Source organism: Streptomyces sp. Z26 (assembly GCF_003665095.1).
Taxonomy (GTDB): Bacteria; Actinomycetota; Actinomycetes; order Streptomycetales; family Streptomycetaceae; genus Streptomyces; species Streptomyces phytohabitans.
Genome location: NZ_RCHV01000002.1, coordinates 5821845 through 5845924 on the forward strand (window position 1 = coordinate 5821845; position 24080 = coordinate 5845924).

Annotated in this window: 20 protein-coding genes; 12 read left to right on the top strand and 8 right to left on the bottom strand. The window is 73.2% G+C overall.

Translation table 11 applies throughout. From position 1 onward, the window contains the following. Window positions 1-48 precede the first annotated feature (48 nt). Entirely contained in the window at window positions 49-498 is a 450-nt protein-coding gene (locus D7M15_RS25195) for a DinB family protein (RefSeq protein WP_346428837.1), read from the top strand. An 82-nt stretch (window positions 499-580) separates the two neighbouring features. Here the strand turns inward: D7M15_RS25195 and D7M15_RS25200 are convergent, their stop codons facing one another. Next, complete coding sequence (locus tag D7M15_RS25200) at window positions 581-994, bottom strand: CBS domain-containing protein (RefSeq protein WP_121519591.1); 414 nt, start codon at window positions 992-994, stop codon at window positions 581-583. Between the two features lie 278 nt (window positions 995-1272). Beyond that, complete coding sequence (locus D7M15_RS25205) at window positions 1273-2334, bottom strand: aminoglycoside phosphotransferase family protein (RefSeq protein ID WP_121521369.1); 1062 nt, start codon at window positions 2332-2334, stop codon at window positions 1273-1275. 61 nt (window positions 2335-2395) lie between these two features. On the opposite strand from D7M15_RS25205, the gene D7M15_RS25210 reads away from it, so the two are divergent. From D7M15_RS25210 to D7M15_RS25240, 7 genes are all read left to right on the top strand, one after another. Then, complete coding sequence (locus D7M15_RS25210; RefSeq protein WP_121519592.1) at window positions 2396-3307, top strand: arginase family protein; 912 nt, start codon at window positions 2396-2398, stop codon at window positions 3305-3307. Window positions 3308-3565: 258 nt separating this feature from the next. After that, entirely contained in the window at window positions 3566-5620 is a 2055-nt protein-coding gene (locus D7M15_RS25215) for a DUF5107 domain-containing protein (protein WP_240649478.1), read from the top strand. 482 nt (window positions 5621-6102) lie between these two features. Next, the gene (locus D7M15_RS25220; RefSeq protein WP_121519594.1) at window positions 6103-6864 is read left to right on the top strand and encodes a DeoR/GlpR family DNA-binding transcription regulator; all 762 of its coding nucleotides are present in this window, start codon (window positions 6103-6105) and stop codon (window positions 6862-6864) included. A 183-nt stretch (window positions 6865-7047) separates the two neighbouring features. Next, window positions 7048-8397, top strand: a complete 1350-nt coding sequence (locus D7M15_RS25225; RefSeq protein ID WP_121519595.1) for a sugar ABC transporter substrate-binding protein — start codon at window positions 7048-7050, stop codon at window positions 8395-8397. Then, a complete protein-coding gene (locus D7M15_RS25230; RefSeq protein WP_121519596.1) occupies window positions 8397-9368 on the top strand; it encodes a sugar ABC transporter permease in 972 nt (323 codons plus the stop codon). The genes D7M15_RS25225 and D7M15_RS25230 overlap by 1 nt, the downstream gene beginning before the upstream one ends. Next, window positions 9368-10258 carry a carbohydrate ABC transporter permease gene (locus D7M15_RS25235; protein WP_121519597.1) on the top strand — a complete coding sequence of 297 codons (891 nt, stop codon included), beginning with the start codon at window positions 9368-9370 and terminating at the stop codon, window positions 10256-10258. Before D7M15_RS25230 ends, D7M15_RS25235 begins: the two co-directional genes overlap by 1 nt. After that, on the top strand, window positions 10255-11244 hold the full coding sequence (locus tag D7M15_RS25240) for a zinc-dependent alcohol dehydrogenase family protein (protein ID WP_121519598.1): 990 nt from the start codon (window positions 10255-10257) through the stop codon (window positions 11242-11244). Before D7M15_RS25235 ends, D7M15_RS25240 begins: the two co-directional genes overlap by 4 nt. Before the next feature lie 130 nt (window positions 11245-11374). Here the strand turns inward: D7M15_RS25240 and D7M15_RS25245 are convergent, their stop codons facing one another. Both D7M15_RS25245 and D7M15_RS25250 read right to left on the bottom strand, forming a co-directional pair. After that, on the bottom strand, window positions 11375-12181 hold the full coding sequence (locus tag D7M15_RS25245) for a crotonase/enoyl-CoA hydratase family protein (RefSeq protein WP_121519599.1): 807 nt from the start codon (window positions 12179-12181) through the stop codon (window positions 11375-11377). Beyond that, complete coding sequence (locus D7M15_RS25250) at window positions 12178-13953, bottom strand: acyl-CoA dehydrogenase family protein (protein ID WP_121519600.1); 1776 nt, start codon at window positions 13951-13953, stop codon at window positions 12178-12180. The genes D7M15_RS25245 and D7M15_RS25250 overlap by 4 nt, the downstream gene beginning before the upstream one ends. Before the next feature lie 63 nt (window positions 13954-14016). Here D7M15_RS25250 and D7M15_RS25255 point away from each other — a divergent pair, with 63 nt between their 5' ends. Then, a complete protein-coding gene (locus D7M15_RS25255; RefSeq protein WP_121519601.1) occupies window positions 14017-14868 on the top strand; it encodes a PaaX family transcriptional regulator C-terminal domain-containing protein in 852 nt (283 codons plus the stop codon). 28 nt (window positions 14869-14896) lie between these two features. Beyond that, complete coding sequence (locus D7M15_RS25260; protein WP_121519602.1) at window positions 14897-15820, top strand: NADP-dependent oxidoreductase; 924 nt, start codon at window positions 14897-14899, stop codon at window positions 15818-15820. A gap of 128 nt (window positions 15821-15948) precedes the next feature. Here D7M15_RS25260 and D7M15_RS25265 read toward each other — a convergent pair whose 3' ends face one another. Beyond that, window positions 15949-16305 (bottom strand): VOC family protein, encoded by a 357-nt coding sequence (locus D7M15_RS25265; RefSeq protein WP_121519603.1) that lies wholly within the window; start codon window positions 16303-16305, stop codon window positions 15949-15951. A gap of 78 nt (window positions 16306-16383) precedes the next feature. Next, window positions 16384-17349 carry a hypothetical protein gene (locus D7M15_RS25270; RefSeq protein WP_206337419.1) on the bottom strand — a complete coding sequence of 322 codons (966 nt, stop codon included), beginning with the start codon at window positions 17347-17349 and terminating at the stop codon, window positions 16384-16386. A gap of 179 nt (window positions 17350-17528) precedes the next feature. Between D7M15_RS25270 and D7M15_RS25275 the strand changes: the two genes are divergently transcribed. Beyond that, complete coding sequence (locus D7M15_RS25275; RefSeq protein ID WP_121521371.1) at window positions 17529-18083, top strand: DUF402 domain-containing protein; 555 nt, start codon at window positions 17529-17531, stop codon at window positions 18081-18083. A 107-nt stretch (window positions 18084-18190) separates the two neighbouring features. On the opposite strand, the gene D7M15_RS25280 is transcribed toward D7M15_RS25275, so the two are convergent. Together D7M15_RS25280 and D7M15_RS25285 are read right to left on the bottom strand one after the other, a co-directional pair. Next, on the bottom strand, window positions 18191-20077 hold the full coding sequence (locus D7M15_RS25280; RefSeq protein ID WP_121519604.1) for a family 16 glycoside hydrolase: 1887 nt from the start codon (window positions 20075-20077) through the stop codon (window positions 18191-18193). Between the two features lie 71 nt (window positions 20078-20148). Further along, entirely contained in the window at window positions 20149-22641 is a 2493-nt protein-coding gene (locus tag D7M15_RS25285; RefSeq protein WP_121519605.1) for a ThuA domain-containing protein, read from the bottom strand. A 221-nt stretch (window positions 22642-22862) separates the two neighbouring features. Here D7M15_RS25285 and D7M15_RS25290 point away from each other — a divergent pair, with 221 nt between their 5' ends. Then, window positions 22863-23864: a multicopper oxidase domain-containing protein gene (locus tag D7M15_RS25290; protein ID WP_121519606.1), complete on the top strand. Its 1002-nt coding sequence runs from the start codon at window positions 22863-22865 to the stop codon at window positions 23862-23864. The last annotated feature ends 216 nt before the right edge of the window (window positions 23865-24080 follow it).

A 24080-nucleotide genomic window follows, 5' to 3' on the forward strand; every position in this document is an offset into this window, starting at 1 on the left:
GAGCCGGGACCCGCGGTCTCCGACCCGAGGGAACTGCTCGCGGCCCAGCTGGAGTTCCACCGGGACACGCTGCTGTGGAAGCTGTCCGGACTGTCCGAGGCCCAGCTGCGGACGAGCGGACTGCCCTCCGGCTGGACGCCCCTGGAGCTGCTGTGGCACCTGCTCCATGTCGAACGGCGCTGGCTCTGCTGGGGTTTCCGGGCGGAGCCCGTGCCCGACCCGTGGGCGGACGACGGCCCGGACGGCCGCTGGCGGGTGCCCGACGGCATGACCACCGAGGCGGTCCTCGTCCGCTTCCGGGAGCAGCGGGAGCGTTCACGCGCGATCGTCGCGGGCGCCCCGCTGGCGGAACGGGCCGCGGTCGGCGGCCGGTTCGCCACCCCGGCGGAGGCCCCCACGCTGGGCTGGGTGCTGTGCCATCTGCTCCAGGAGTACGCGCGCCACGTCGGCCAGCTGGACGTCGTACGGGAGCTGGCCGACGGCGCGGTCGGGGAGTGAACGGCCGGTCCCGGGCGGGCGCCTACCGGGCGGGCGCCTACCGGGCGGGAGCCGGGCGAGGCGGCGGCGTCCGGCGGCCGCGTCAGGTGTAGACGCTCCCGACGAACGAGGCGATCTGGCTGTCGGACAGATGGTGCGCGAGGTCCGCCTCGCTGATCATGCCGACGAGCCGCTTGTCCTCGATCACCGGAAGCCGCCGGATCTGGTGCGTCCGCATCTCCTCCAGCACCTCGTCGATCCCGGCGTCGGCGTCGATCCAGCGCGGCGTGCCCCGTACCAGGTCGCCCGTGGTCATCCGGGACGGGTCCTGACCGTGCGAGACGCAGCCGATCACGATGTCGCGGTCGGTGAGGATGCCGCACATCCGCCCGTCGGCGTCGCTGACGGGGAGCGCCCCCACGTCCAGCCGCCGCATCAGCTGCGCGGCGCGGTCCAGGGTCTCGGTCGCGGGAATCGACTGCGCACCGGGGTGCATGATGTCTGCGGCGGTCGTCATGGCGCGTCTCCTCGGATGCTCGGGCCCCGGCGTTCCGGGGCCTCGGTCGGGGACTGCTCAGGGAGCCCTACGGGCACGGGCGGTACGGGTCCGGAGGCCCGCCGGTCGTCGGCCGTGCGTCAGTCCATCGTCGCGCGACGGGCGCGAGCCGCAACCACGGAGACGTTTCCGCACGTCGGGCCGGGTGCGCCCGCCGACCACCGACCACCGCAGGCCGACCACCGCCCACCGACCACCGCGCCCCGCGCGCCGCTCCCGCCCATCGCGCCCTCCCGGGCTCAGAGCCCCGCCACGTCCGCCAGCGTCCGGGCCTGCGCCATCATCACGACACTGCGTGCCAGGTCCTCGTCCTCCACGACGGACCACAGCAGGTACTCGACGTGCCGGGCCACGGCCCAGGCGCGTACCCGCCAGGCGTCCTCCCCGAGCCGCTCCGCGACCAGCGCCGTCCGGTGCGCGAGCACCGCCCGCGGATCGGGCCGCGCGAACGGGTCGTCGACCTGCTCGACCAGCGGCCACGGGTCGAAGGCCGGATCGCCGGTGATCGGCTTGGGGTCGATCGCCAGCCACGGGCGGCGCCGCGCCGCGAGCACGTTGCCGGGGTTGAAGTCGCCGTGCAGCAGCACCTCCCGCGCGGCGGAGCCGGGCAGTTCGCGCAGCAGCCGCGCGCCCAGCCGGAACAGTCCCGTGTCGATGCCGTCCGGCCACCGCCGCGCGGCCCGCTCCTCCGCGAGGTCCGCCCACGCGAGGGTGACGTCGGTGAGCGGCGCGTACCCGGCTCCGGCGGGGACCGGTACGGACCACAGCTCGCGCAGTACGTCGGTGGCGGCCGTCAGCCGCTCGTCGGCCGGGAGACCGTGGGCGCGGCCCAACTCGGTGCCGGGGTCGCAGCGTTCCAGCAGGAGCGCGTACGTGGTGGGGTCCGCCTCGTACACGCGCGCCGCGCCGCGCCCCGCCCAGAGCCGCAGCGCGTCCGCCTCGCCCACGGCCTCGGGGTGCGGCCAGGTCACCTTCAGTACGGCGGGCGCGGTGCCGCCCCGCCCCGGGCCCCCGGCGTCGTCCGGCCGCCAGGCGGGCGCCGCCCACGAGCAGCTGCCGCCGTGGAACGGCGTGCCCAGCCGCAGCCCCCAGCGTTCCCGCAACTCCTCGATCGTGGCGGGCAGTCGGGCCAGCCAGGCACGTCCGGCGTCGTGCCGCCCCATCGCGGCGACCACGGGCAGGGACGCGGGGACGCGCCCGCCCCACCGTGGGTCCGCCCCGTCGGGGACCGGCGCCCCGGCGGGCGAGGGCGCCCCGTCGGACGTGGTGGGCGCGGGTGACCGGGACGGTACGGGCGGCATGTCACGCATCCTCGCAGCCCCGACACGTACGCCACCGCGCCGGTCGGCGGAGAATGTCCCCATGTCACGCCGACTCGTACTCCTCGACGCACCCTCCAACCTCGGCCTCCGCCCGCCCGCCCCCGGCACCGTGCCCGGCTGCGCCAAGCTGGCCGGCGCCCTGCGCGACCAGGGGCTGGCCCGGCGCCTCGGCGCGACCGAGGGCGGTGTGGTCGTGCCGCCCCGCTACGACCGCGGCGCCTGGCGGCCCGGCGACGGCGTGTTCCACGCGGCGGAACTCGCCGCGTACAGCCGCCGCCTGGCCGACCGCGTCGAGCGCCACGTACGGGACGGTGACTTCCCCGTGGTCCTCGGCGGCGACTGCTCCATCGTGCTCGGCTCGTCGCTCGCGCTGCGCCGCGTCGGCCGCTACGGACTGGCCTACCTGGACGGCCACGACGACTTCCGCCACCCGGGCAACGCGCCCGGCGGCGTCGGCGCCGCCGGGGGCGAGGACGTGGCCCTGGTGACCGGCCGCGGCCAGGCCGACCTGACGGACCTGGAGGGGTTGCGGCCGTACGTACGCGACGAGGACGTCGCGCTCCTCGGCCTGCGCGACGCGGAGAACGAACCGGACAACTGCTTCGAGGAACTCGCCCGACTCGACATCCACCACGCCCCCGTCGCGACCGTTCGGGCGCGCGGCCCCGAGGAGACCGCCCGCGCCGCGCTCCAGCGCGTCGCCGCCCCCGAACTGGAGGGATTCTGGCTGCACATGGACGCCGACGTGCTCGACCCCGGTGTGCTTCCCGCCGTGGACAGCGACGAGCCGGGCGGGCTGGGTGTCGAGGAAGTACGGGCCCTGCTGCGGCCGTTGGCGGCGTCACCGCGGTGCGCGGGGTTCCAGCTGACGATCTACGACCCGGACCGCGACCCGGACGGCGACGGCGCGGCGCTCCTCGCGGACCTGCTGGAGTCGGTCCTCGCGGAGTGAACGGCGGGGTGAACGGCGGAGTGCGCGGCGCGGGGAACGACGGCGCGTACGGGCGGTCCCCGCGCAGCGCACGGGACCCACGCACCGCACGGCCCCCGCGCACCGTACGGGACCCGCGCCGCGCGGCCCCGTACGCCCGGCTCACGACTTGACCAAAGGGAGGGAGAAGCAACGTCCAGGGCTTGCCTGGAAGGGCTGTTCAACCCGCGGCCGAACGTGTTCCATGGTCATCCGGGGGTCCCGCACGGGCGGCGGCCCGTGGGAGAGAGCGAGGCCGCCGTGGGCCGCACGACCGTTCGCAGCAGCAGTCTGACCCTGCCCGTGGCGCCCGTCGGACCGGAGAACCCGCTGCCGCCGCTGTTCCCCCTCGACGAGGCGCACACCCTGGAGGAGGGCGAACGGGCCGCGCTCCCCTCGTCGATGGCGCGCCAGGTGGGGTACGAACCGCTGCGTTCCGTGCTGCCGACCCGCGTCCTCGACGGTTACGGGCGTGACCGCTCGCCGTGCGCCGTCGGCACCCTCGTGATCGAGAGCGACCGGCTGCGGGCCACCGTGCTGCCGGGCTTCGGCGGCCGCGTGTACTCCCTCCACCACAAGCCCACCGGCCGGGAGTTGCTGTACGCGAACCCGGTGTTCCAGCCCGCGGACTTCGCGTTGAACGGTGCCTGGTTCTCCGGCGGCATCGAGTGGAACATCGGCGCCACCGGCCACACCACGTTCTCCTGCGCGCCCGTGCACGCGGCGGTCGTCCCCGCGCCGGACGGCGGGGAGATGCTGCGGCTGTGGGAGTGGGAGCGGCTGCGCGACACCCCGTTCCAGGTCGACCTGTGGCTGCCGGAGGGCTCCGACTTCCTCCACGTCGGGGCCCGCATCCGCAATCCCCACGACCGCACGGTGCCCGTCTACTGGTGGTCGAACATCGCCGTCCCCGAGGACGAGCGCACCCGGGTGCTGGTGCCCGCCGAGGAGACCTGGCACTTCGGGTACGAGCGCAGCCTCCGCCGTATCCCCGTGCCGCACTGGCGGGACGCGGACCGCAGCTATCCGCTGCGCAGCGAGTTCCCCGCCGACTTCTTCTACGAGGTGCCCACCGAGGCCCGCAAGTGGATCGCGTCGCTCGACGGGGACGGCCGGGGCCTCGTCCAGACCTCCACCGATCTGCTGCGCGGCCGGAAGCTGTTCGTGTGGGGGCACGGTCCCGGCGGCCGCCGCTGGCAGCGGTGGCTGACCGAGCCGGGCACGCCCGGCTACGCCGAGATCCAGGCGGGGCTGGCGCGCACGCAGCTGGAGCACGTACCGCTGGAGGCGGGGGACGAGTTCGCGTGGCTGGAGGCGTACGGCCCGCTGGACGCCGACGCGGCCACCGTACACGGCGACGACTGGGGCGCCGCACGCGCCGAGGTGGAGGAACGCCTGGAGGCGGCGCTGCCCCGGGTGGACGTGGAGGCGGCGTACGCCGCGTGGCGCCCGTACGCCGACACCGACCCCGCCGGGCCGCTGCTCGCCACCGGCTCCGGCTGGGGCGCGCTGGAGGTGGCGCGCGGCGGGCACCGGCTGCCGGGCACCCCGTTCCCCGCGGAGCTGCTGGGGGAGGAGCAGCAGCCGTGGCTCCAGCTGCTGGAGACGGGGCGGCTGCCCGGCGAGGTACGGGCCGCGCCGGGGCGCGGGAGCCCGGACGGCGACCCGGACGCGCCGGAGCGGGACGGTACGCCGCCCGGCGCGACGCTGGTCTCGGCGGCCTGGCGCGACCAGCTGGAGTGCGCGCCGTCGGGGCCGGTGACCGACTACCACCTGGGCATCGCGCAGTGGCACGCCGGTGACCACGCGCAGGCGGTACGCAGCTGGGAGCGTTCCTGCGCCGCCGCCGAGTCCCCGTGGGCGCTGCGCTGCCTCGCGGTGGCCGACGCGTACGACGCGGCGGCGGGACTGCACCCGCAGCGCGCGGCCGACCGCTTCCTGGCGGCGGTGGCGCTCGTCGCCGACGGGCCCGCGCTGGCCGCGCTGGTCCGCGAGGCGGTCCCCGTGCTGCTCGCCGCGGACCGGCCCGCCGATGCCCGCGCGGTCCTCGACCGGCTGCCGGACGAGGAGCGGGCACGCGGGCGCTGCCGCCTGCTGCACGCCCGTGTGCTGGTCGCCGAGGGCGACGTGGCGGGGGCGCGGGCGGTCTTCACGGAGGGCGGCGGCTTCGAGGTCGACGACCTGCGGGAGGGCGACGAGGTCCTCAACGAGACGTGGAAGGCGATCACGGACGATCCGATACCGGATCGGTACGAGTTCCGGATGCGCCCCGCCCAGGGGCCGTCCGGCACGTAGCGGGTCCGGACTCGGGCCGAACCCCGGGCCCGGGTCCGGCCCGTTCGGCCTCCGCCGTCCGGGCCGGGCGGCGTACGGTCCGTACGGGCGTCCCTGCCCGGTGCCGCGTCGCGCGGTGCCGGGCAGGCCCGTTCTCCCGGGGCGGTACGGGTCCGGGAGCCCCGGCCGGGGACGGGGTGAGGTGTGCCGTGATGCCCTGACCTGGGCACGGCTGCCCGGACCGGGACGCGCACTCGGATAAACCTCGGACTTGCGCCGCAGACGCCAAACGGGCAACGGAATGCGCCAAACGGGCAGTGGTTCACATCGCCCCGTGGCCCGTTTCCCTTGGTGTGGCGGCTTTTCCGGCCGTCGGGAAGTGGTCACAAGCGGGCACGATCCCGTGTGCTTCAAGCCTGGCAGCTGTGACCTGTCACATGTACAACTCTTCACACGGCCCGAACGGGCACCACGACGCCCGAACGGAAAGGAGGCGTAGCCTCATGAGCGCGGAAGAGCGACAGCGGGAGATCGTCGGAGCGGCCCGTCGCAGCGGTTCCGTGGATGTCGCGGAGCTCGCCGCCGAGCTGGGTGTCGCACGGGAAACGGTCCGCCGTGACCTGCGGGTGCTCGAATCGCACGGTCTGCTCCGGCGCACGCACGGCGGCGCCTACCCGGTGGAGAGCGCGGGGTTCGAGACCACCCTCGCGTTCCGCACCACCATGCACGTGCCGGAGAAGCGCCGTATCGCCGCCGCGGCGGCCGAACTGCTGGGCGAGGCCGAGACGGTCTTCGTCGACGAGGGCTTCACCCCGCAGCTCATCGCCGAGGCCCTGCCGCGCGACCGGCACCTCACCGTGGTCACCGCCTCCCTCGCGGCGGCGGGCGCGCTCGCCGAACACGACGGCTTCACCGTGCTGTTGCTCGGTGGCCGGGTGCGCGGCGGGACGCTGGCCACGGTCGACCACTGGACCACGAAGATGCTCTCCGGTTTCGTCATCGACCTGGCGTACATCGGAGCCAACGGCATCTCCCGCGACCACGGCCTGACCACCCCCGATCCGGCCGTGAGCGAAGTCAAGTCCCAGGCGATCCGCGCGGCGCGCAGACGCGTGTTCGCGGGGATACACACCAAGTTCGCCGCGGTCAGTTTCTGCCGCTTCGCCGAGGTCGGCGACTTCGAAGCGATCGTGACCTCGACGGGTCTGTCCGCTTCGGAAGCGCATCGTTACTCGCTCCAAGGACCGCAGGTCATCCGGGTCTGACACCCCGACATGGCCCTCGGCGCGCAGGCCCGTTACCCGAGCTTCCGCCTTCCTCGGCTACCGTTCGCGGTCCGTACTCCCGAACACACCTTCGGGGTACGGCGGTGCGACACCGGCAGAACCGCACCACGCACAGCAAGAACAGCACAAAGCCCCTCATCCCAGTAGAAAACGGAGCAGGACATGCGCAGCCAGAGTAGAAAACCAGCGCGTGCATTCATCGCCGTAGCGGCAGCAGGAAGCCTCCTGGCAGCGTGCAGCGGAGCGGGGGGCGGGGGGTCGGACGACGACTCGATCAACGTCCTCATGGTCAACAACCCGCAGATGGCCGATCTGCAGAAGCTGACCGCCAAGCACTTCACGAAGGACACCGGCATCAAGGTGAACTTCACCGTCATGCCGGAGAACGAGGTCCGCGACAAGATCAGCCAGGACTTCTCCAACCAGGCCGGGCAGTACGACGTCGCCACGGTCAGCAACTACGAAGTCCCGATCTACGCGAAGAACGAGTGGCTGCACGCCCTCGACCCGTACATGTCCGAGGACAAGAAGTTCGCCCCCGAGGACATCCTCACGCCGATGCAGGTGTCCCTGAGCGGCGAGGACGGCAAGACGTACGGCACGCCCTTCTACGGTGAGTCCTCCTTCCTGATGTACCGGAAGGACCTCTTCGACAAGGCGGGCCTGAAGATGCCCGAGAAGCCCACCTGGACCGAGGTCGCCGACCTGGCCGCCAAGGTGGAGGGCTCCAAGAAGGGCCTCGCGGGCATCTGTCTGCGCGGTCTCCCCGGCTGGGGCGAGGTCATCGCGCCGCTGACGAGCGTCGTGAACACCATGGGCGGCACCTGGTTCAACAAGGACTGGGAGGCGCAGCTGGAGTCGCCCGAGTTCAAGAAGGCCACCAAGTTCTACGTGGACCTCGTCCGCCAGCACGGCGAGGCCGGCGCGGCCCAGTCCGGCTACGCGGAGTGCCTGAACAACATGACCCAGGGCAAGACCGCGATGTGGTACGACGCCACCGCCGGCGCCGGTTCCCTGGAGGCCAAGGGCTCCCCGGTCAAGGGCAAGATCGGCTACGTCCCGGCCCCGGTCGAGAAGACCAAGAGCTCCGGCTGGCTGTACACCTGGGCGTGGGCCATGCAGAAGGCCTCCGGCAACGCGGACAACGCGTGGAAGTTCATCTCCTGGGCCTCCAGCAAGGAGTACGAGAAGCTCGTCGGCAAGGAGATCGGCTGGGCCAACGTCCCCGCCGGCAAGCGCGCCTCCACCTACGAGATCCCCGAGTACCAGAAGGACGCCAAGGCGTTCTACGAGGTCACGCACGACGCCATCGACAAGGCCGACCCGCGTAACCCGGGTGTCCAGGAGCGTCCCGCGCCCGGCATCCAGTTCGTCGGCATCCCCGAGTTCACCGACCTCGGCACCAAGGTCTCGCAGGAGATCAGCGCCGCGATCGCCGGGAAGCAGTCCGTCGACGACGCCCTCGCGAAGTCGCAGAAGCTGGCCGAGAAGGTAGGCAAGGAGTACCAGTGATGAGCGCGCCCCCGGCGGCCCCCGCGCCGCCCGCCGCCTCGACCGAGGCGTCGTCGCCACCGGTCGCCTCGAAGAGCCCGGCACTCAAGGCCTGGGCGACCAGGGCACCCCTGATGCCCGCCCTCGTCTTCCTGATCGTCGTCACCCAGCTGCCCTTCGTGGCCACGCTCGTGACCTCGATGTTCGACTGGAACTCCCTCCGGCCGGACGACCGGCACTTCACCGGTCTGAGCAACTACAGCACCGTCCTGTCCAACGCGGAGGTGCGGGAGTCGGTCGTCACGACGGCGATCCTCACCGCCGTGGTCGTGCTGGTCAGCATCCTGATCGGGCTGCTGCTCGCGCTGCTGCTGGACCGTACGTTCAAGGGCCGCGGCATCGTCCGCACCATGCTGATCGCGCCGTTCCTGATCGTGCCGGTCGCGGCGGCCCTGCTGTGGAAGCACGTGCTCTACAACCCCGAGTACGGCCTCTTCAACGGTCTGATCAACGCGGCCGCGGGTGTCGTCGGCATCGACGACCCGGTGCAGCCGGAGTGGGTCACGGACATGCCGCTGATCGCGGTGCAGACGGCCCTCATCTGGCAGTGGACGCCGTTCATGATGCTGATCCTGCTGGCGGGCCTCCAGAGCCGCCCGGGTGAGCTGATCGAGGCGGCCAAGCTGGACGGTGCCAGCAACTGGCAGATCTTCCGCTTCCTCACGCTGCCGCACCTGCGCCGGTACCTCGAACTGGGCGCCCTGCTCGGCTCGATCTACATCGTGCAGAACTTCGACGCGGTCTTCACGATCACCAAGGGCGGGCTCGGTACGGCCAACCTGCCGTACACGATCTACGAGACGTTCTACAACGCGCACGAGTACGGCGAGGCGTCCGCCACCGGCGTCGTCGTGGTGATCGGTTCGATCGCCATCGCCACCTTCGCCCTGCGCGTGGTGTCGTCCCTGTTCAGCGAGGAGGTGTCCCGGTAATGGCTGCGACTCTGACGGCGCCCGCCAAGAGCGGTGCCAAGGGCCCCGTGCCGCAGTTGGTGCGCCAGGCCCGCCGGCGCAACGCCGCCCTGGGGATGGCCGCCTGGATCCTCGGCATCCTGTTCGTCCTGCCGGTCGTGTGGATGGCGCTGACCTCGTTCCACTCGGAGCCGGACGCCGCCACCAACCCGCCGTCCCTGACGGCACCGCTCACCCTCGACGGGTACCGGGAGTTCTTCGGCGCCGGTGGGGGCAACAGCCCCTGGCCGCCGCTGACCAACTCGATGACGGCGTCCGTGATGTCCACGCTCTTCGTGCTGATCCTGGCGTTCCCGGCGGCGTACGCGCTGTCGATCCGCCCGGTGAAGAAGTGGACGGACGTGCTGTTCTTCTTCCTGTCCACCAAGATGCTGCCGGTGGTCGCCGGGCTCCTGCCCATCTATCTCTTCGCCAAAGAGACCAACATGCTGGACAACATCTGGCTGCTGGTCATCCTCTACACGTCGATGAACCTGCCGATCGCCGTGTGGATGATGCAGTCCTTCCTGGCGGAGGTACCGGTCGCGATCATCGAGGCCGCGCAGATCGACGGCGCCAAGCTGCCGACGATCCTGCTCCGCGTCATCGCCCCCATCGCCGGTCCCGGCATGGCGGCGACCGCACTGATCTGCTTCATCTTCAGCTGGAACGAGATGCTGTTCGCGCAGGTGCTCACCGGGGTGGTGGCGCAGACCGCCCCCGTGTTCCTGACTAGCATGATCACCAGCCAGGGTCTCTTCCTGGCCAAGGTGTGCGCCGCGTCGCTCGCCATCTCCCTGCCGGTGCTGGCCGCCGGGTTCGCCGCCCAGGACAAGCTGGTCCAGGGCCTGTCGCTAGGAGCAGTCAAATGAAGGCCGCACTCGTCGAATCGCCCGGGAAGGTCACGCTCACCACGGTGCCCGACCCGACTCCGGGACCGCGCGAAGTGGTCGTGGACGTGGCCGCCTGCGGGCTGTGCGGCACCGACCTGCACATCATGCAGGGCGAGTTCGCGCCGTCGCTGCCGATCGTTCCCGGACACGAGTTCGCGGGCGAGATCGTGGGCATCGGCACGGAGGTCACCGAGCTGTCCGTCGGGGACCGGGTGGCGGTCGACCCGTCGTTGTACTGCTACGAGTGTCGCCACTGCCGTAACGGCCACAACAACATGTGCGACAACTGGGCCGCCATCGGCGTCACCACGGCGGGCGGCGCGGCGGAGTACGCCGTGGCCCCGGTCGCGAACTGCGTGCGGCTGCCCGAGCACGTGCGGACGCAGGACGCCGCGCTCATCGAGCCGCTGTCCTGCGCGGTACGCGGCTACGACGTGCTCAAGAGCCAGCTCGGCTCGCGGGTCCTCATCTACGGCTCCGGCACCATGGGCCTGATGATGCTGGAGCTGGCGAAGCTGACCGGCGCCGCCTCCGTCGACGTGCTGGACCTCAACGCCGAGCGGCTGGCCACGGCCAGCAAGCTGGGTTGCTCCGGTACGGCGGCGAACGCGGACGAGTTCGACCGGCCGCGCGGCTGGGACCTCGTGGTGGACTGCACCGGCAACGGCGCGGCGATCCAGGACGGTCTGGGGCGCGTCGCCAAGGCGGGTACGTTCCTCCAGTTCGGCGTCTCGGACTACGCGACGCGGGCCACCATCGAGCCGTACAAGATCTACAACCAGGAGATCACCATCACCGGCTCGATGGCCGTCCTGCACAGCTACGAGCGCGCCGCGGACCTGTTCGCGGCCGGCGTGCTGGACCCGGACGTGTTCATCAGCGACCGGCTGCCGCTGTCCGACTACCCGCAGGCGCTGAACGCGTTCGCGGCGGGTGTCGGCCGGAAGATCGTGGTGGTGCCGTAACGGCGCCGTCGCGGTGACGCGGTGACCCGCTCCAGGGCGGGCGCCGCACGGTGGCGGGGCCGCCGTGCCGGGAAGGGGACGGCACGGCGGCCCTTCTGCGTGCCGCGACGGAGGTACGGGGGTCGGCGGGCTACGGGTCCGGCGGCCCCTCCGCCGTCTCCGCCGCTTCCGGCGGCTCCCACGCGGGGGCGCCGTGCCGCCCCTCGCCCGCCGCGAACCGGGCGGCACCCTCCAGGCCGCGCGCCAACACGCGTTCCCCGTGGGCGAGTTCGACGGCGAGGGCGTCCGCCTCCGGCAGCCCCTCCTGGTCGAGCAGCGACGCGCGGTCGCCGCGCAGGCAGTCCTGCGGCAACCGGGCCAGTTCGGCGGCGAGTTCCTCGGCGGCCGTACGCGCCCGCCCGTCCGGCACCAGGCGGTTGGCCAGCCCTATCGCGTACGCCTCGGACGCGGGCACCGGCCGTCCGGTGAGGATCATGTCCATGGCGCGGGACGCCCCGATCAGCCGGGGGAGCCGTACGGTGCCACCGTCCACCAGCGGCACGCCCCAGCGGCGGCAGAACACACCGAACACGGCGCTCTCCTCGGCCACCCGCAGGTCGCACCAGAGCGCCAACTCCAGCCCGCCCGCGACCGCGTGGCCGCTCACCGCCGCGACGACCGGCTTGCCCAGCCGCAGCCGGGTCGGGCCCATGGGCCCGTCGCCGTCCGCCGCCACCCGGTTCCCGCGCGGGGTGCCCGCCGCCTTGAGGTCGGCGCCCGCGCAGAACGTGCCGCCCTCGCCCCAGAGCACGGCGACCCGCGTGGTGGCGTCCGCGTCGAAGGCGCGGAACGCGTCCGCGAGCGCGGCGGCGGTCGCGCCGTCCACGGCGTTGCGGGCGCCGGGACGGGCGAGGACGACGGTGTGGACGGGCCCGTTCCGCTCGACCCGCACGGTCATACGGCCGCCCGTACGCGCCCGCCGCCCGCACCCGTCGGCGCTTCGGCCGCTCCCTCCGTACGCGCCCGGCGCAGCACCGCGCCGAAGTCCGTGCCCGAGGGCAGCGTCCCGAACGTCCGCCCCCAGTCGCCGCCCAGCCTGGAGGCGCAGAACGCGTCCGCGACCGCATCCGCGCCGTGCCGTACGAGGAGCGCGCCCTGGAGCACCAGCGTCATGCGCTCCGCCAGCCCCCGCGCCCCGAGTTGGGCGTCCTCCGGTCCGGCCGCGGCGAGCCCGGCCAGCTCCGTGCGGAGCGCGGCCACCGCCGCGTCCAGCCGCCGGTCGGCTCCGGCGGCGAGGTCCACCTCCGCCAAGTACGCGTCCAGGGCGCCGGGTTCGCGGGTGAGGGCGCGCAGCACGTCGAGCGCGGCGACGTTCCCCGAGCCCTCCCAGAGGGAGAGCAGCGGCGCCTCGCGGTAGAGCCGGGGCATGCCGGACTCCTCGACGTAGCCGTTGCCGCCGAGGCACTCCAGGGCCTCCGCCGCGTGCGCGCTGCCGCGCTTGCACACCCAGAACTTGGCCGCCGCCAGGCCCAGTCGGCGCAGCGCCGCCTCGCCCGCGTCCCCGGCCCGCGCCCGGTCCAGCGCGGCGGCGAGCCGCAGCCCGAGGACGGTCGCGGCCTCCGACTCCAAGGCGAGGTCCGCCAACACGTTCCGCATCAGGGGCTGTTCGGCCAGCGTCGCGCCGAACGCCCGCCGGTGCGCGGTGTGGTGGAGCGCCTGCCGCAGTCCGACGCGCATGCCCGCCGCGGAGCCGAGAACGCAGTCGAGCCGGGTGACGTTGACCATCTCGACGATGGTGCGGACACCGCGCCCGGGTGGGCCGACGCGCCAGGCGAGGGCGTCCTCGTACTCGATCTCGGCGGAGGCGTTCGAGCGGTTGCCCAGCTTGTCCTTGAGGCGCTGGAGCCGCAGCCCGTTGCGGGTGCCGTCGGGCAGCACGCGGGGGAGGAGGAAGCAGGTCGGGCCCTCCTCCGTACGGGCCAGGGTGAGGAAGACGTCGCTCATCGGGGCCGAGGTGAACCACTTGTGCCCGGTGATCCGGTACGGTTCCGCGCCGCCGCCCCCGCTGCCGTACGGGCCGCCGCCGTCCGCCGGGGACGGCACCGCGCGCGTGGTGTTGGCGCGCACGTCCGAACCGCCCTGCTTCTCCGTCATCGACATCCCGGCGACGAGCCCGGCCTTGCCCAGTGGCGGGCGGAGCCCGAAGTCGTAGGCGCGGGCGGCGAGAAGCGGTTCGTACGCCGCGGCGAGGCCCGGTTCCGCGCGGAGCGCGGGCACCGCCGCGTACGTCATGGAGACGGGGCAGCTGTGCCCGGCCTCCGCCTGCGTCCACACGTAGAACTTCGCCGCGCGCAGCAGGTGCGCGTCCCCGCGCGGCTCCGCCCAGGGCGCGGCGTGCAGCCCGTGCTCGACCGCCGTGGCCATCAGCCGGTGCCACGCGGGGTCGAACTCCACCTCGTCGACGCGGTGCCCGTACCGGTCGTGCGTGTGCAGCCGCGGCGGCCGCTCCTCCACGCTCCGGGCCAGCTCCTGCACCTCCCGCGAACCGGCGAGCGCGCCGAGCCGCAGCACCTCGGCGGCGGCCTCCGCGCGCGGGTCCGGGCCGTCGGCGGCGGCCTCGCGCCGGTCCGCGCCGAACCGCCGGAGGGCCTCCAGCAGCGCCGGTTCGTCGGCCGTGCTGAAGTCGGTCAGCGGCGGCGCCTGGTTGAAGACCTCGTGGGTGGTGGGCATGGCGCCGACGTTACGCCTCTTCGATGCGCGCGGTGAAGACGTAACGAGTAGAATTCCGGACAGATGAACGAGTACGCGAGCGAGGACGCCGCGGCCGCCCGCGGGACCCTCGCGCTCCGGCCGCTCACCGCCCGTTCCATCGTCCTGAGCACCCTGCTCGGGCACCATCCGCCGCGCCTGCCCGTACGGGCGCTGGTCCGCGTCGGGGAGCTGTTCGACGTGGCCGAGGGCACCGTGCGGGTGGCGCTCTCCCGCATGGTCGCCGCCGGTGACCTGGAGCAGCGCGACGGCGCCTACGGCCTCACCGCGCGCCTGCTGGCCCGGCAGACCCGGCAGGACGACAGCCGTTCGCCGCGCCTGCGCGGCTGGGACGGGCGGTGGGAGATCGCCCTCGTCACCGCCGAGCGGCGGTCACCGGCCGAGCGCGCGGCCCTGCGGCAGACGATGACCGGGCTCCGGCTGGCCGAGCTGCGCGAGGGCAGCTGGCTGCGGCCCGCCAACCTGGAGCGCCCGCACCCGCCGCTGGTACGCGCCCAGTGCTCGCTGTTCACGGGCACGCCGGAGGAGGACCCGGCGGAGCTGGTCGCCGCCCTGTGGGACCTGGACGGCTGGGCCTCGCACGCCCGCGCGCTGACGGCGGCGCTGGACGGCGCGGCGGACCTCGCGGAGCGGTTCACGATCGCGGCGGCCGTCGTACGCCATCTGCTCGCCGACCCCGTGCTCCCCGAACGGCTGCTGCCCCCGGACTGGCCGGGCGCCCGGCTGCGCGACCGCTACGGCGCGTTCGAGGGCGAACTGGCCGAGGCGCTGCGGCGGTTCGTGGCCCCGGTGGGCGGTGCCCGGCCCGCGGGGGCGGCGCGGGCGCCGGGGGAGCCGTACGGCATGCGGGGGACGGTCGGCCGCCGACGGGAATGATCACGCGCGGCGGCCCGTTGCCGCCCGTATGAAAGCAATCGTGACAGAAGGCTACGAAGGCCCCGACGGCCTCCGGCTCACCGACCGCCCCGACCCCAAGGTGGCCCCCGACCAGGTCCTCGTCCGGGTGCGGGCGGCGGGCGTGAACCCCGTCGACTGGAAGATCGCGGACGGCGCGCTCGACGCCCTCTTCGACACGCACTTCCCGCTCGTACCCGGCTGGGACGTGGCGGGCGTCGTCGCCGAAGTGGGCCTGGACGCCACGGAGTTCGCCGTGGGCGACGAGGTGATCGGCTATGTGCGCCGGGACGACGTGCAGCACGGCACTTACGCCGAACTGGTCGCCGCGCCCGTACGGACCCTCGCCCGCAAGCCGTCCGCGCTCGACTGGCGGCAGGCCGCCGGGCTGCCGCTCGCCGGGCTCACCGCGTACCAGGCGCTGGACCGCGTCGGCGTGGGCGACGGCGACACCGTGCTGGTGCACGCGGCGGCGGGCGGGGTCGGTTCGCTGGCCGTGCAGATCGCCGTCGCGCGCGGCGCGCGGGTCGTGGGGACGGCCAGCGAGCGCAACCACGACTTCCTGCGCTCCCTCGGCGCCGAACCCGTCGTGTACGGCGACGGCCTCGCGGACCGCGTACGGGCCCTGGCGCCCGACGGGATCGACGCCGCGCTGGACTTCGTCGGCGGCGACGCGGTCGCGGTGTCGCAGGGGCTCCTGCGGCGGCCGGAACGCGTCGCGTCCGTCGTGGGCCCCGACGTGAAGGCCCTCGGCGGCCACCTGGTGTGGGTACGGCCCGACCCGGCGGACCTCGCGGCGCTCGCGGACCTGGCCGACGCGGGGAAGCTGACCGTGCACGTCGACCGCGCGCTGCCGCTCGCGGAGGCGGCCGACGCGTGGCGGCTGAGCAGGGAGGGCCGCACCCGGGGCAAGATCGTCCTCGACGTGGGCTGAACGGACGTCGAACAGACCCGGGCGTCGAACAGACCCGGGCGTCGAGCGGACCCCGGCGGGCCGTACGGGCCTTACGGGCCTTACGGGCCACGGACGGTACGGGTCACGGGCGGTGCGGCCCGCGCGGGTCAGCCGCCCGTGGCCTGCCGGTCCACGTACTCGAAGACCGACCCGTCGGGGTGGCGGGCGATCAGCGTGCGACCGGCGGGGGACGGCTGCGGGCCCGCGATGATCTCGGCGCCCACCGTCCGCAGGTCGGTCACCGCGTCGTCCACGTCCCGGACCGCGAGCGTGGCGGTGATCTTCCGCAGGATGTCGAGGTGCTCCTGCGGTCCGCTCATCAGGAAGAAGGGGCCGACCGCCGCCACCGACACCGGCCCGCTCCGGAACCGCGCCGCCTCCGCGTCCGTGAGCTTCTCGTACACCGGAATCGCGGCGTCCAGATCATCGACGCACACCCGCAGCGAGGTCCCCAGAATCTCCATGCTGGCAGGGTAGTTGATGACGCGCACGAGGTCAGCGGCATGGCGTGAACGCCCGGTGGAGAGGGCGCGGGGTCCGCGTCAGGGCCTGCCCGCGGGCGCCCGCAGCCCGTCGCCGCGGTCCTCCCCGGCCCACCCCGCCGCGCCCCGCGCGCCCGTCGTCGCGGGCGTACCCCCGTACGGCCAGCGCAGCAGCGCGCCCAGACCGCCGGGCGGCAGTCCGGCGGGGGTCCCGGGGGCCACCTCCCCGGGGTGCACGCAGACGGTGTCGGCGCCCGTCGCCGCGGCCGCGCGCAGCAGCGCGTCGGAGGCGCGGGCGCTGAACGGGTGCGGGCCGCCGAGGTGTTCGGCGTCCCCGGGGTCGATCGCGAGCTGGTCCGGGCTCTCCCCGACCCACACCTCGCGGTGGACGTCCGCGCCGCCGGGGCGTATCAGGAGCGCGTCGATACGGCCCTCGCGCGCGGCGTCGACGAGGGAGTGCACGTTGTCGGCGGACCACACGTGCCCGTTGTCCGTGGGCAGCCGCCCGGCCAGGAAGCGGTCCATCAGGGTCGCGGCGTGCTGCCGTGCCCGTACGCCCCGCGGGTGGTGCGCCAGCAGCTCCAGCAGCGGGCCGGTGCGCGGCAGCGCCTCCCAGTGGGCGCGCGCGGGGGCGTCCGGGTCGTCGCCGGGCGGCGGCGCGGCCAGTGCCCGTACCAGCACCACCTCGCCGTGCGCGGCGAACAGCGCGAGGCCCGTCGGCGCGGGGGCGCTCCCCTCCGCGTCGGCGTCCGGGCTCCCGTCGGCGCTGCCCTCCGCGTTCCCGTCCGCGCCGGGAACGGTCTCCCCGGCGGCCGTCGCGGCCACGGCCACGCCGTCGGCGAGCGCGTGGTGCACCGCGCGGCAGGTGGCCGGATCGGCGCCCTGCCGCAGCAGGCGGGCGCAGACGTCGTCCACGCGCGCGCGGTGGCGGGAGTGTCCGGGGTCCGGGGCGGCGGGGGCGCCGAGGTAGACCGAGGCCCACGGGCCCGGCCGGTCGAAGAGCGGGCTGAGGAACCCGAGCCGCATCGCTGCCTCCTCGCTGACGGCATCTCGCCCCGGACGCGTACCCGGTGACGCGTGTCCGACACGGAGGGGCGCGGGGAGGGCGTACGGGGAGCGGCCCACGGGCGCCGTGCGGGGCGTACGCGAGCGGGCCGTACGAAATACGGGTGCGCCGCCCGCGCCCCGTCACCGAGGCTGGCCCCATGGACGCAGCCGACCCCGCCCGTACCCCCGACCGCACCGCCCCCACCACCCCCGCCGTGCTCGCCGAGGGCGCCCCCGTCACGGTCACCCTCCGCAAACCCGGGCGGCACGACGTCCGTTACCCCGCGACGGCCGTACGCGACGACGGGACGCACGCCGTCGTACGCGCCCCGTGGGCGGGCCCGCCCGTGCGGGACCTCGGGTTCACGCGCTTCGAGCGCGGCGACGTGTTCACCGAGCACTACTGGCGTGACCGCTGGTACGCGGTGAAGGAGGTGCGCGACGCCGGAGGCGTGCTGAAGGGCTGGTACTGCGACATGACGCGCCCCGCCCGGGTCACGGACGGGGCGCTGGAGATCACCGATCTGGAACTGGACCTGTGGGTGTCCGCGGACGGTAGGCGGGTGCTGCGGCTGGACGAGGACGAGTTCCTCGCGAGCGGCCTGCCCGAGGGCGACCCCGAGGCCGCCGTACGGGCCCGCCGCGCGCAGGACGAGCTGGCGGCGCTGGCCCGTACGGACGGCCTCGCCGTCCTCACCGGCCACGACGGGTGACGGCCGCCGTTTCGCCCCCGACGCACAGCGACCGCCCCCGGCCTCGCCGGGAGCGGTCACCGCGGGTCACCGGTACGCGGTCGCCCGCGCGCCGGTGACCCCCGTGCTCACAGCGGCCTGATCCGCACGTCCCGGTACGAGACGGTGTCCGACGCGCTGTGCGCCTGGAGCCCGATGTAGCCGGTCTTGTGCTGCCGCCCGTCCGTACCCGGGTCGTCGTCGCGGGGCGGGGAGAACAGCTGGCCCGCCGCGTTGTCGAACTCGTTGATCAGCCGACCGTTGCGGAACACCGAGTAGTGCTGTCCTTCGACCCGCACTTCGTAGTCGTTCCACAGCCCCTTCGGCATGGCCATCGAGTCACCGTAGCCGACGAGGTCGAAGCCGTACGCGGAACCGGTCTTGTACTGGTCGCCGCCCTTCCCGTCGTAGATCTGCATCTCGTGCCCGTACTTGATCGCCACCCACTCCGGGCGCGACTCGTCCGGGTGGTCGTGCACGTCCGGGAAACGCACGAAGACACCGGTGTTGGCGCGGGTGTCGCCCGACGCGTCGTCACGGAACTGGAGGCGCAGGGAGAAGTCGCCGAACTTCTTCTCCGGGAACATCAGCATCCCCATGCCCTCCTTCTCCCGGCTGCTGGTGAGGACACCGTTGGACTTCCGGTCGAAGCCGCCGCCGCCGACGTGCTCCCAGCGGGCGAACGACTTCTCCGTCCCGTCGTAGACCTTCTCGTACGGCGCGGAGCCCTTGGCGCCGACGTCGGAGCGCTTGGCCGCGTCGCGGATGGCCGCCCGCTCCTCCTTGTCGATCACGTCGTCGGTGACGAGACGGTCGGTGACCGCCGAGACGTGGTGCCGGAACGCCTGCTTGCTGCCCCACTTCCCCTCGTCCTCGATCAGTTCGTTGACCAGGCAGCCGTTGGGGGTCACCCGGTTGGGCACACCGGCCTGCTCGTCACCGACGACGACCAGCGGGCGCCCGTCCCGTTCGGGGCAGACGGGGTCCGGCTCGGTCGGCTTCTCGACGACGGTGAAGGTGACGGAGGCGACCTCGGAGGAGTTGCCCGAGTTGTCCGTCGCGCGGTAGTCGACGGTGTGCTCGCCCACCGCGTGCACCATGAACGGCTCGGTGTACGCCGTGAACTCGCCGCCGTTCACCGCGTACTCGACGGAGGCCACCCCCGACGCGTCGTCCGTCGCGGTCAGCGTGACCGTCGCCATGGTGACGTACTCGCCGTCCGGAGTCTGCTCGCCGTCGACCTTCGAGGTCACCTCCGGCGGCGTCGTGTCACCCGTCGGCGGCTCGGCGACCGTGAACGACACGGACTTCTCCTCCGACACGTTCCCGGCCTTGTCGGTGGCGCGGTACCGCACGGTGTGCTCACCGAGCGCGTCCACCACGACCGGCGCGGTGTACGCGGCGAACTCCCCGTCGTCCAGGGCGTACTCGACGCTCTCCACGCCCGACGAGTCGTCCGTGGCGGCCAGCGAGACGGTCGCGCTGCCCAGGTACGCGCCCGAGCTGTCCTGCCGCCCGTTCACGTCCGCCGTCGGCACCGGCGCCGTGGTGTCCTCGCCGCCGTCGCCGGTGACCACCAGCTCGCCCTGCATGGCGCTGTGGCCGGGGAGCGCGCAGTAGAAGTGGTACGTGCCGGGGGAGAGGGTCACGGACACCTCGTGGCGCCCGTTGTTGGCGTCGTTCGGGTTGGCGAGGATGTTGACCTGGACGTCGGAGTTGTAGTCCGGGTCGCCCGTCGTGAACGTCAACGTGTGCGGCATGGCGGTCGTGTTGCCCGTCGCCGCGCTGTTCTCGAAGACGAGCGTCGCCTCGCCCGCCACCGCCGTGGTGGGCGCCGACGCGTACTCGGTGATGCTGTCGCCCGCCGTCCAGGTGAGCACCTGCGCGGCGGCCTGCTTCTCCCCGCCGGGCGGCTGCTGCGCCTGCGCGGACGGGCCCAGGGTGAGGGTCAGGGTGGCCAGGACGAGCGTCATCATGGCCGCCAGGGTCCGGCGTACGGAACGGGGTGGCCGTCCGCGCCGCGGAGTGCTTCCGGGTCGTCTTCCTGTCATCGCTTGCCGCCTCCCGCGGAGTGCTGCCTGCCGAGGGTCTCCGAGGCCAGCGGTGTCGGCGGCCCTCCCTCGTACGTGACGCGCCAGAGCGCGGATTCGCCGTCCGCGGTGAAGAACCCGCGGCCGTAGTCCTGGACGTAGAGGACGCCGTCGGCGCCGAACTTCCAGTCCATCAGGTTGCGGATGCCGCCGTCGCCCGCCGGGACGATGCTGTCCAGGCTCTCGGCGTGCACCGGCAGTCCGCCGCCGCCCGCGTTGGACGGGTCCATGAGGAGGGCGTTGCGCGGCTGGTCACCGTCGTAGAAGTCGCCGATGAACCACTTGCCGTCCCAGTACGACGGCCACTTGACCTTGCTGTTGCTGGCCTCGTCGAAGCGGTAGACCGGGCCGGTCATCGCCGCCTGGCCGCCGCCCTTGAGCCACGGCAGCCGCAGTTGCTGCTCGTCCAGCTTGTAGCTGGGCACGCCGTCGGCGTTCCGCGGGAAGTCCGGGGCGCCGCCCTGCGGCGAGTACCAGACGTTGTTGTCGCGGGCCGGCGGCAGCTTCACCAGGCCGTCGTTGTTGGGCGAGTCGTTCCTGAGGTCGCCGCAGTCGTACCAGTCCAGCGGCTTGGTCGGGTCGGGCAGGTTCCGGTCGCGGTACGGCTGCCGGTTGCCCATGCAGTACGGCCAGCCCTGGTTGCCCGCCGAGGTGATCACGGCGAACGTGTCGTACTTCGCCGGTCCCCACGTGGTGCTGGGCTCGCCCGCGTCGGGGCCGACCCAGCCCGCGTACAGCCAGTCCGTCTCCGGGTCGACGCTGATGCGCGCCGGGTTGCGGACGCCCATCACGTAGATCTCGGCGCGGGTCTTGCCGCCGCCCTCCTCCTTGCCGGTGAAGAGGTTGCCCGCGGGGACCGTGTACGTGCCGTCGGTCTCCGGGTGGATGCGGAGGATCTTGCCGTTGAGGTTGTTGGTGTTGCCCGCGGTGCGGCGCGCGTCGGCGAAGGAGACGCCGCCGAAGTCGGGCTCGGGGTTGTTGCCCGAGTAACCGTCGCTGAACTGCGAGGAGTTGTTGTCGCCGGTGGCGATGTAGAGGTTGCCCTTCGAGTCCCAGGCCATGCCGCCGCCCGCGTGGCAGCAGCTGTGGATCTGCACCGGCCAGCTCAGCAGCACCTTCTCGGAGGCGGTGTCGAGCTTGTTCGTCGTCAGGTTCATCTTGAAGCGCGAGACGCGGCGTTCGGCCATGTGCGCCGTACGGTCGATCTTCGCGTGCGGGGTCCAGTGCAGGTAGAGCAGACCGTTGCTGAGGAAGTCCGGGTCGAGCGCGATGCCGAGCAGGCCCTCCTCGTTCTTGATCAGCTCGTCGCCGCCGCCCTTGTTGCCGAAGACGTCGAGCGTGCCCGCCTTCGTGACCTCGCCCGTCTTCGGGTCCCAGACGTGCAGGGTGCCGAAGCCGAGGCCCATCTTCGGGTCGTTCCAGTCGGTGACCACGGGGGACGACGCCATGCCGCCGCCGCGCCCGATGGAGACGACCCGGCCGTCGTCCGCGACCGCCAGGCCGTGCGGCTCGCCGATCTGGTCGAGCTGGTCCGGCTGGTTGGGCTCGGTGACCCGGGTCGCCTTGTAGTTGGCGGTGATGGTGGCCTTGCAGTCGGCGCGCGCCAGCCGCGTCGTCCACTGGAGGGCGCCGCCGAGGTGCTGGCGGAAGTTGGACTCGCGGAAGCTCGCCGCGGTGCCGCCCATGCCGGTGTAGAACGACCGGCCGCCCTCGTAGTCGCGGCACCAGGAGACGGGGTGGTCCCAGCCGTTGGCGCCCTCGCCCGGGTCGTACGTGCTCTCCCGTACGCGGGCGACGGTGTGCACCTTGCCGCTCGGGTTCCGCTTCCAGTTGAACCAGGTGTCGTTGCGCGCCCACTCCAGCGGCAGGTTCCGCGTCGCGGGGTGGACCCGGTCGCCGACCTCGACGGTCGCCTTCTGCGGTCCGGTCGGGCCGCCCTCGGCGGGTCGGCCGCCGATCAGACCGGTGAACCAGTCGCTGCCGGGCTCGACGCGGGCCGCGTCGTGCAGGCCGACGAAGCCGCCACCGGAGGCGATGTAGCCGGTGAACGCCTCCTCCTGGGCGTCGCTGAGGAGGTCGCCGTCCGCGGAGAGGAACACCACGGCGTTGAACTTCTTGAGCTTCTTGGTCGTGAACGTCCCCGGATCGTCGGTCACTTCGGTGGTGAAGCGCCGCTCGGCGGGTCCCTCGCGGCCGATCTCCCCGATCGCCGTGACGGCCGCGCCGGTGACGTCCTCCGGCGCGTCCGCGCCGTGGAAGACGAGGACGCGTGCCTCCTCGGAGCCGGGAGGCTGCTGCCTGGGCTCGGATCGTTGTTCGGAGCTGTGCTCCGGTCTCTGTTCGGAACTGCCGCCGACATCGTTATCGGTGCGCGCGTTGGCGGGTGCCCCCGCCAGCAGCGACGCGGTGATGGTGGCGGCCAGTGCCAGAACGTGTGCTCGGCGCCGCATAGTTCGCACACCTCTCGTAGGTGACTTGCAACGCCCCAGGAAGCTAAACGACTTTTGCCGGGACGCCAATGGCTATGACCGAAATCAACGGAACTTTGTCCAGAGGGTGGTCAAACTATCGAGCGCTTCCTAGCATGACTGGCCGAAACGTCATGGAAGTCGGCGGAGTCGGTCGCGAACCGGCGGCCGCAGCTCGTGAGATGACCGAGGAAGGTATCCGCATGGCGCGATCACGCTTCTCCCGGCGGGCGTTCACCGGTGGCGCGGCGCTGGCCGCGCTCACGCCGGCCGGACTGGCCACGGCCAACACCGCCGAAGCGAGTACGGTCCGGCCCGCCTCGGCGGCGCGGCCGATGGCCGCCGGGGAGACCCGGCTCATCACGATGTACATCGAGGAACTGCCCGACGGGCAGCTCGGATACGGCCTCAAGCCCGGCGAAGCCAGCGTCCCCGGCCCGCTGTTGGAGATGTACGAGGGCGACACCCTGCACATCGAGGTCGTCAACACCCTGGACGTGGACGCGAGTCTGCACGTCCACGGCGTGGACTACGAGATCGACAGCGACGGCACGCACATGACCGACAGCGTGGTCGCCCCCGGCAAGAAGCGGCTCTACACCTGGAAGTCGCACGCCCCCGGCAAGCGCGCGGACGGCACGTACATGCCCGGCAGCGCGGGCTACTGGCACTACCACGACCACGCCGTGGGCACCCACCACGGCACCGGCGGCGTGCAGAAGGGCCTCTACGGCGGGCTGATCGTACGGCGCAAGGGCGACCCCGTACCGGACCGTCAGTTCACCTGCGTCTTCAACGACATGACGATCAACAACCGGACCGGCAAGCCGGGTGACGACACGCCCAACTTCACGGCCAAGCAGGGTGAACGGTGCGAGTTCCTGGTGATCACGCACGGCGAGTTCTACCACACGTTCCACGTGCACGGTCACCGCTGGGCGGACAACCGTACGGGCCTGCTGACCGGCCCCGACGACCCGAGCGCCGTCGTCGACAACAAGATCTGCGGGCCCGGTGACTCGTTCGGCTTCCAGGTCGTCGCGGGCGAGCACGTCGGGCCGGGGGAGTGGATGTACCACTGCCACGTCCAGAGCCACGCCGACATGGGCATGGCCGGTCTCTTCGTGGTGACGGACGAGGACGGCAACGTGCCGGGCGGCGGTGGCGGCCACGACTCCGGCGGTGGCGGCGGCCACGACCACTGAGCCCGCCGCGGCGCGGGAACGTGACGGCCGCCGCGTACGGCCGCCGGGGACGCCGTGGGGGCGCCCCCGGCGGCCGAACGGCCCCTCCGCGCGCGCGGAGGGGCCGTTCGGCCCGGAGGGCGGGCGGAAACGGGCGGCGGGCGGTGCGTACGGAGGGCGAGTGCGTACGGTGCGCCCGCCGCGTCGCGTACCCCCGCGTACCGGACATCCGTGCCA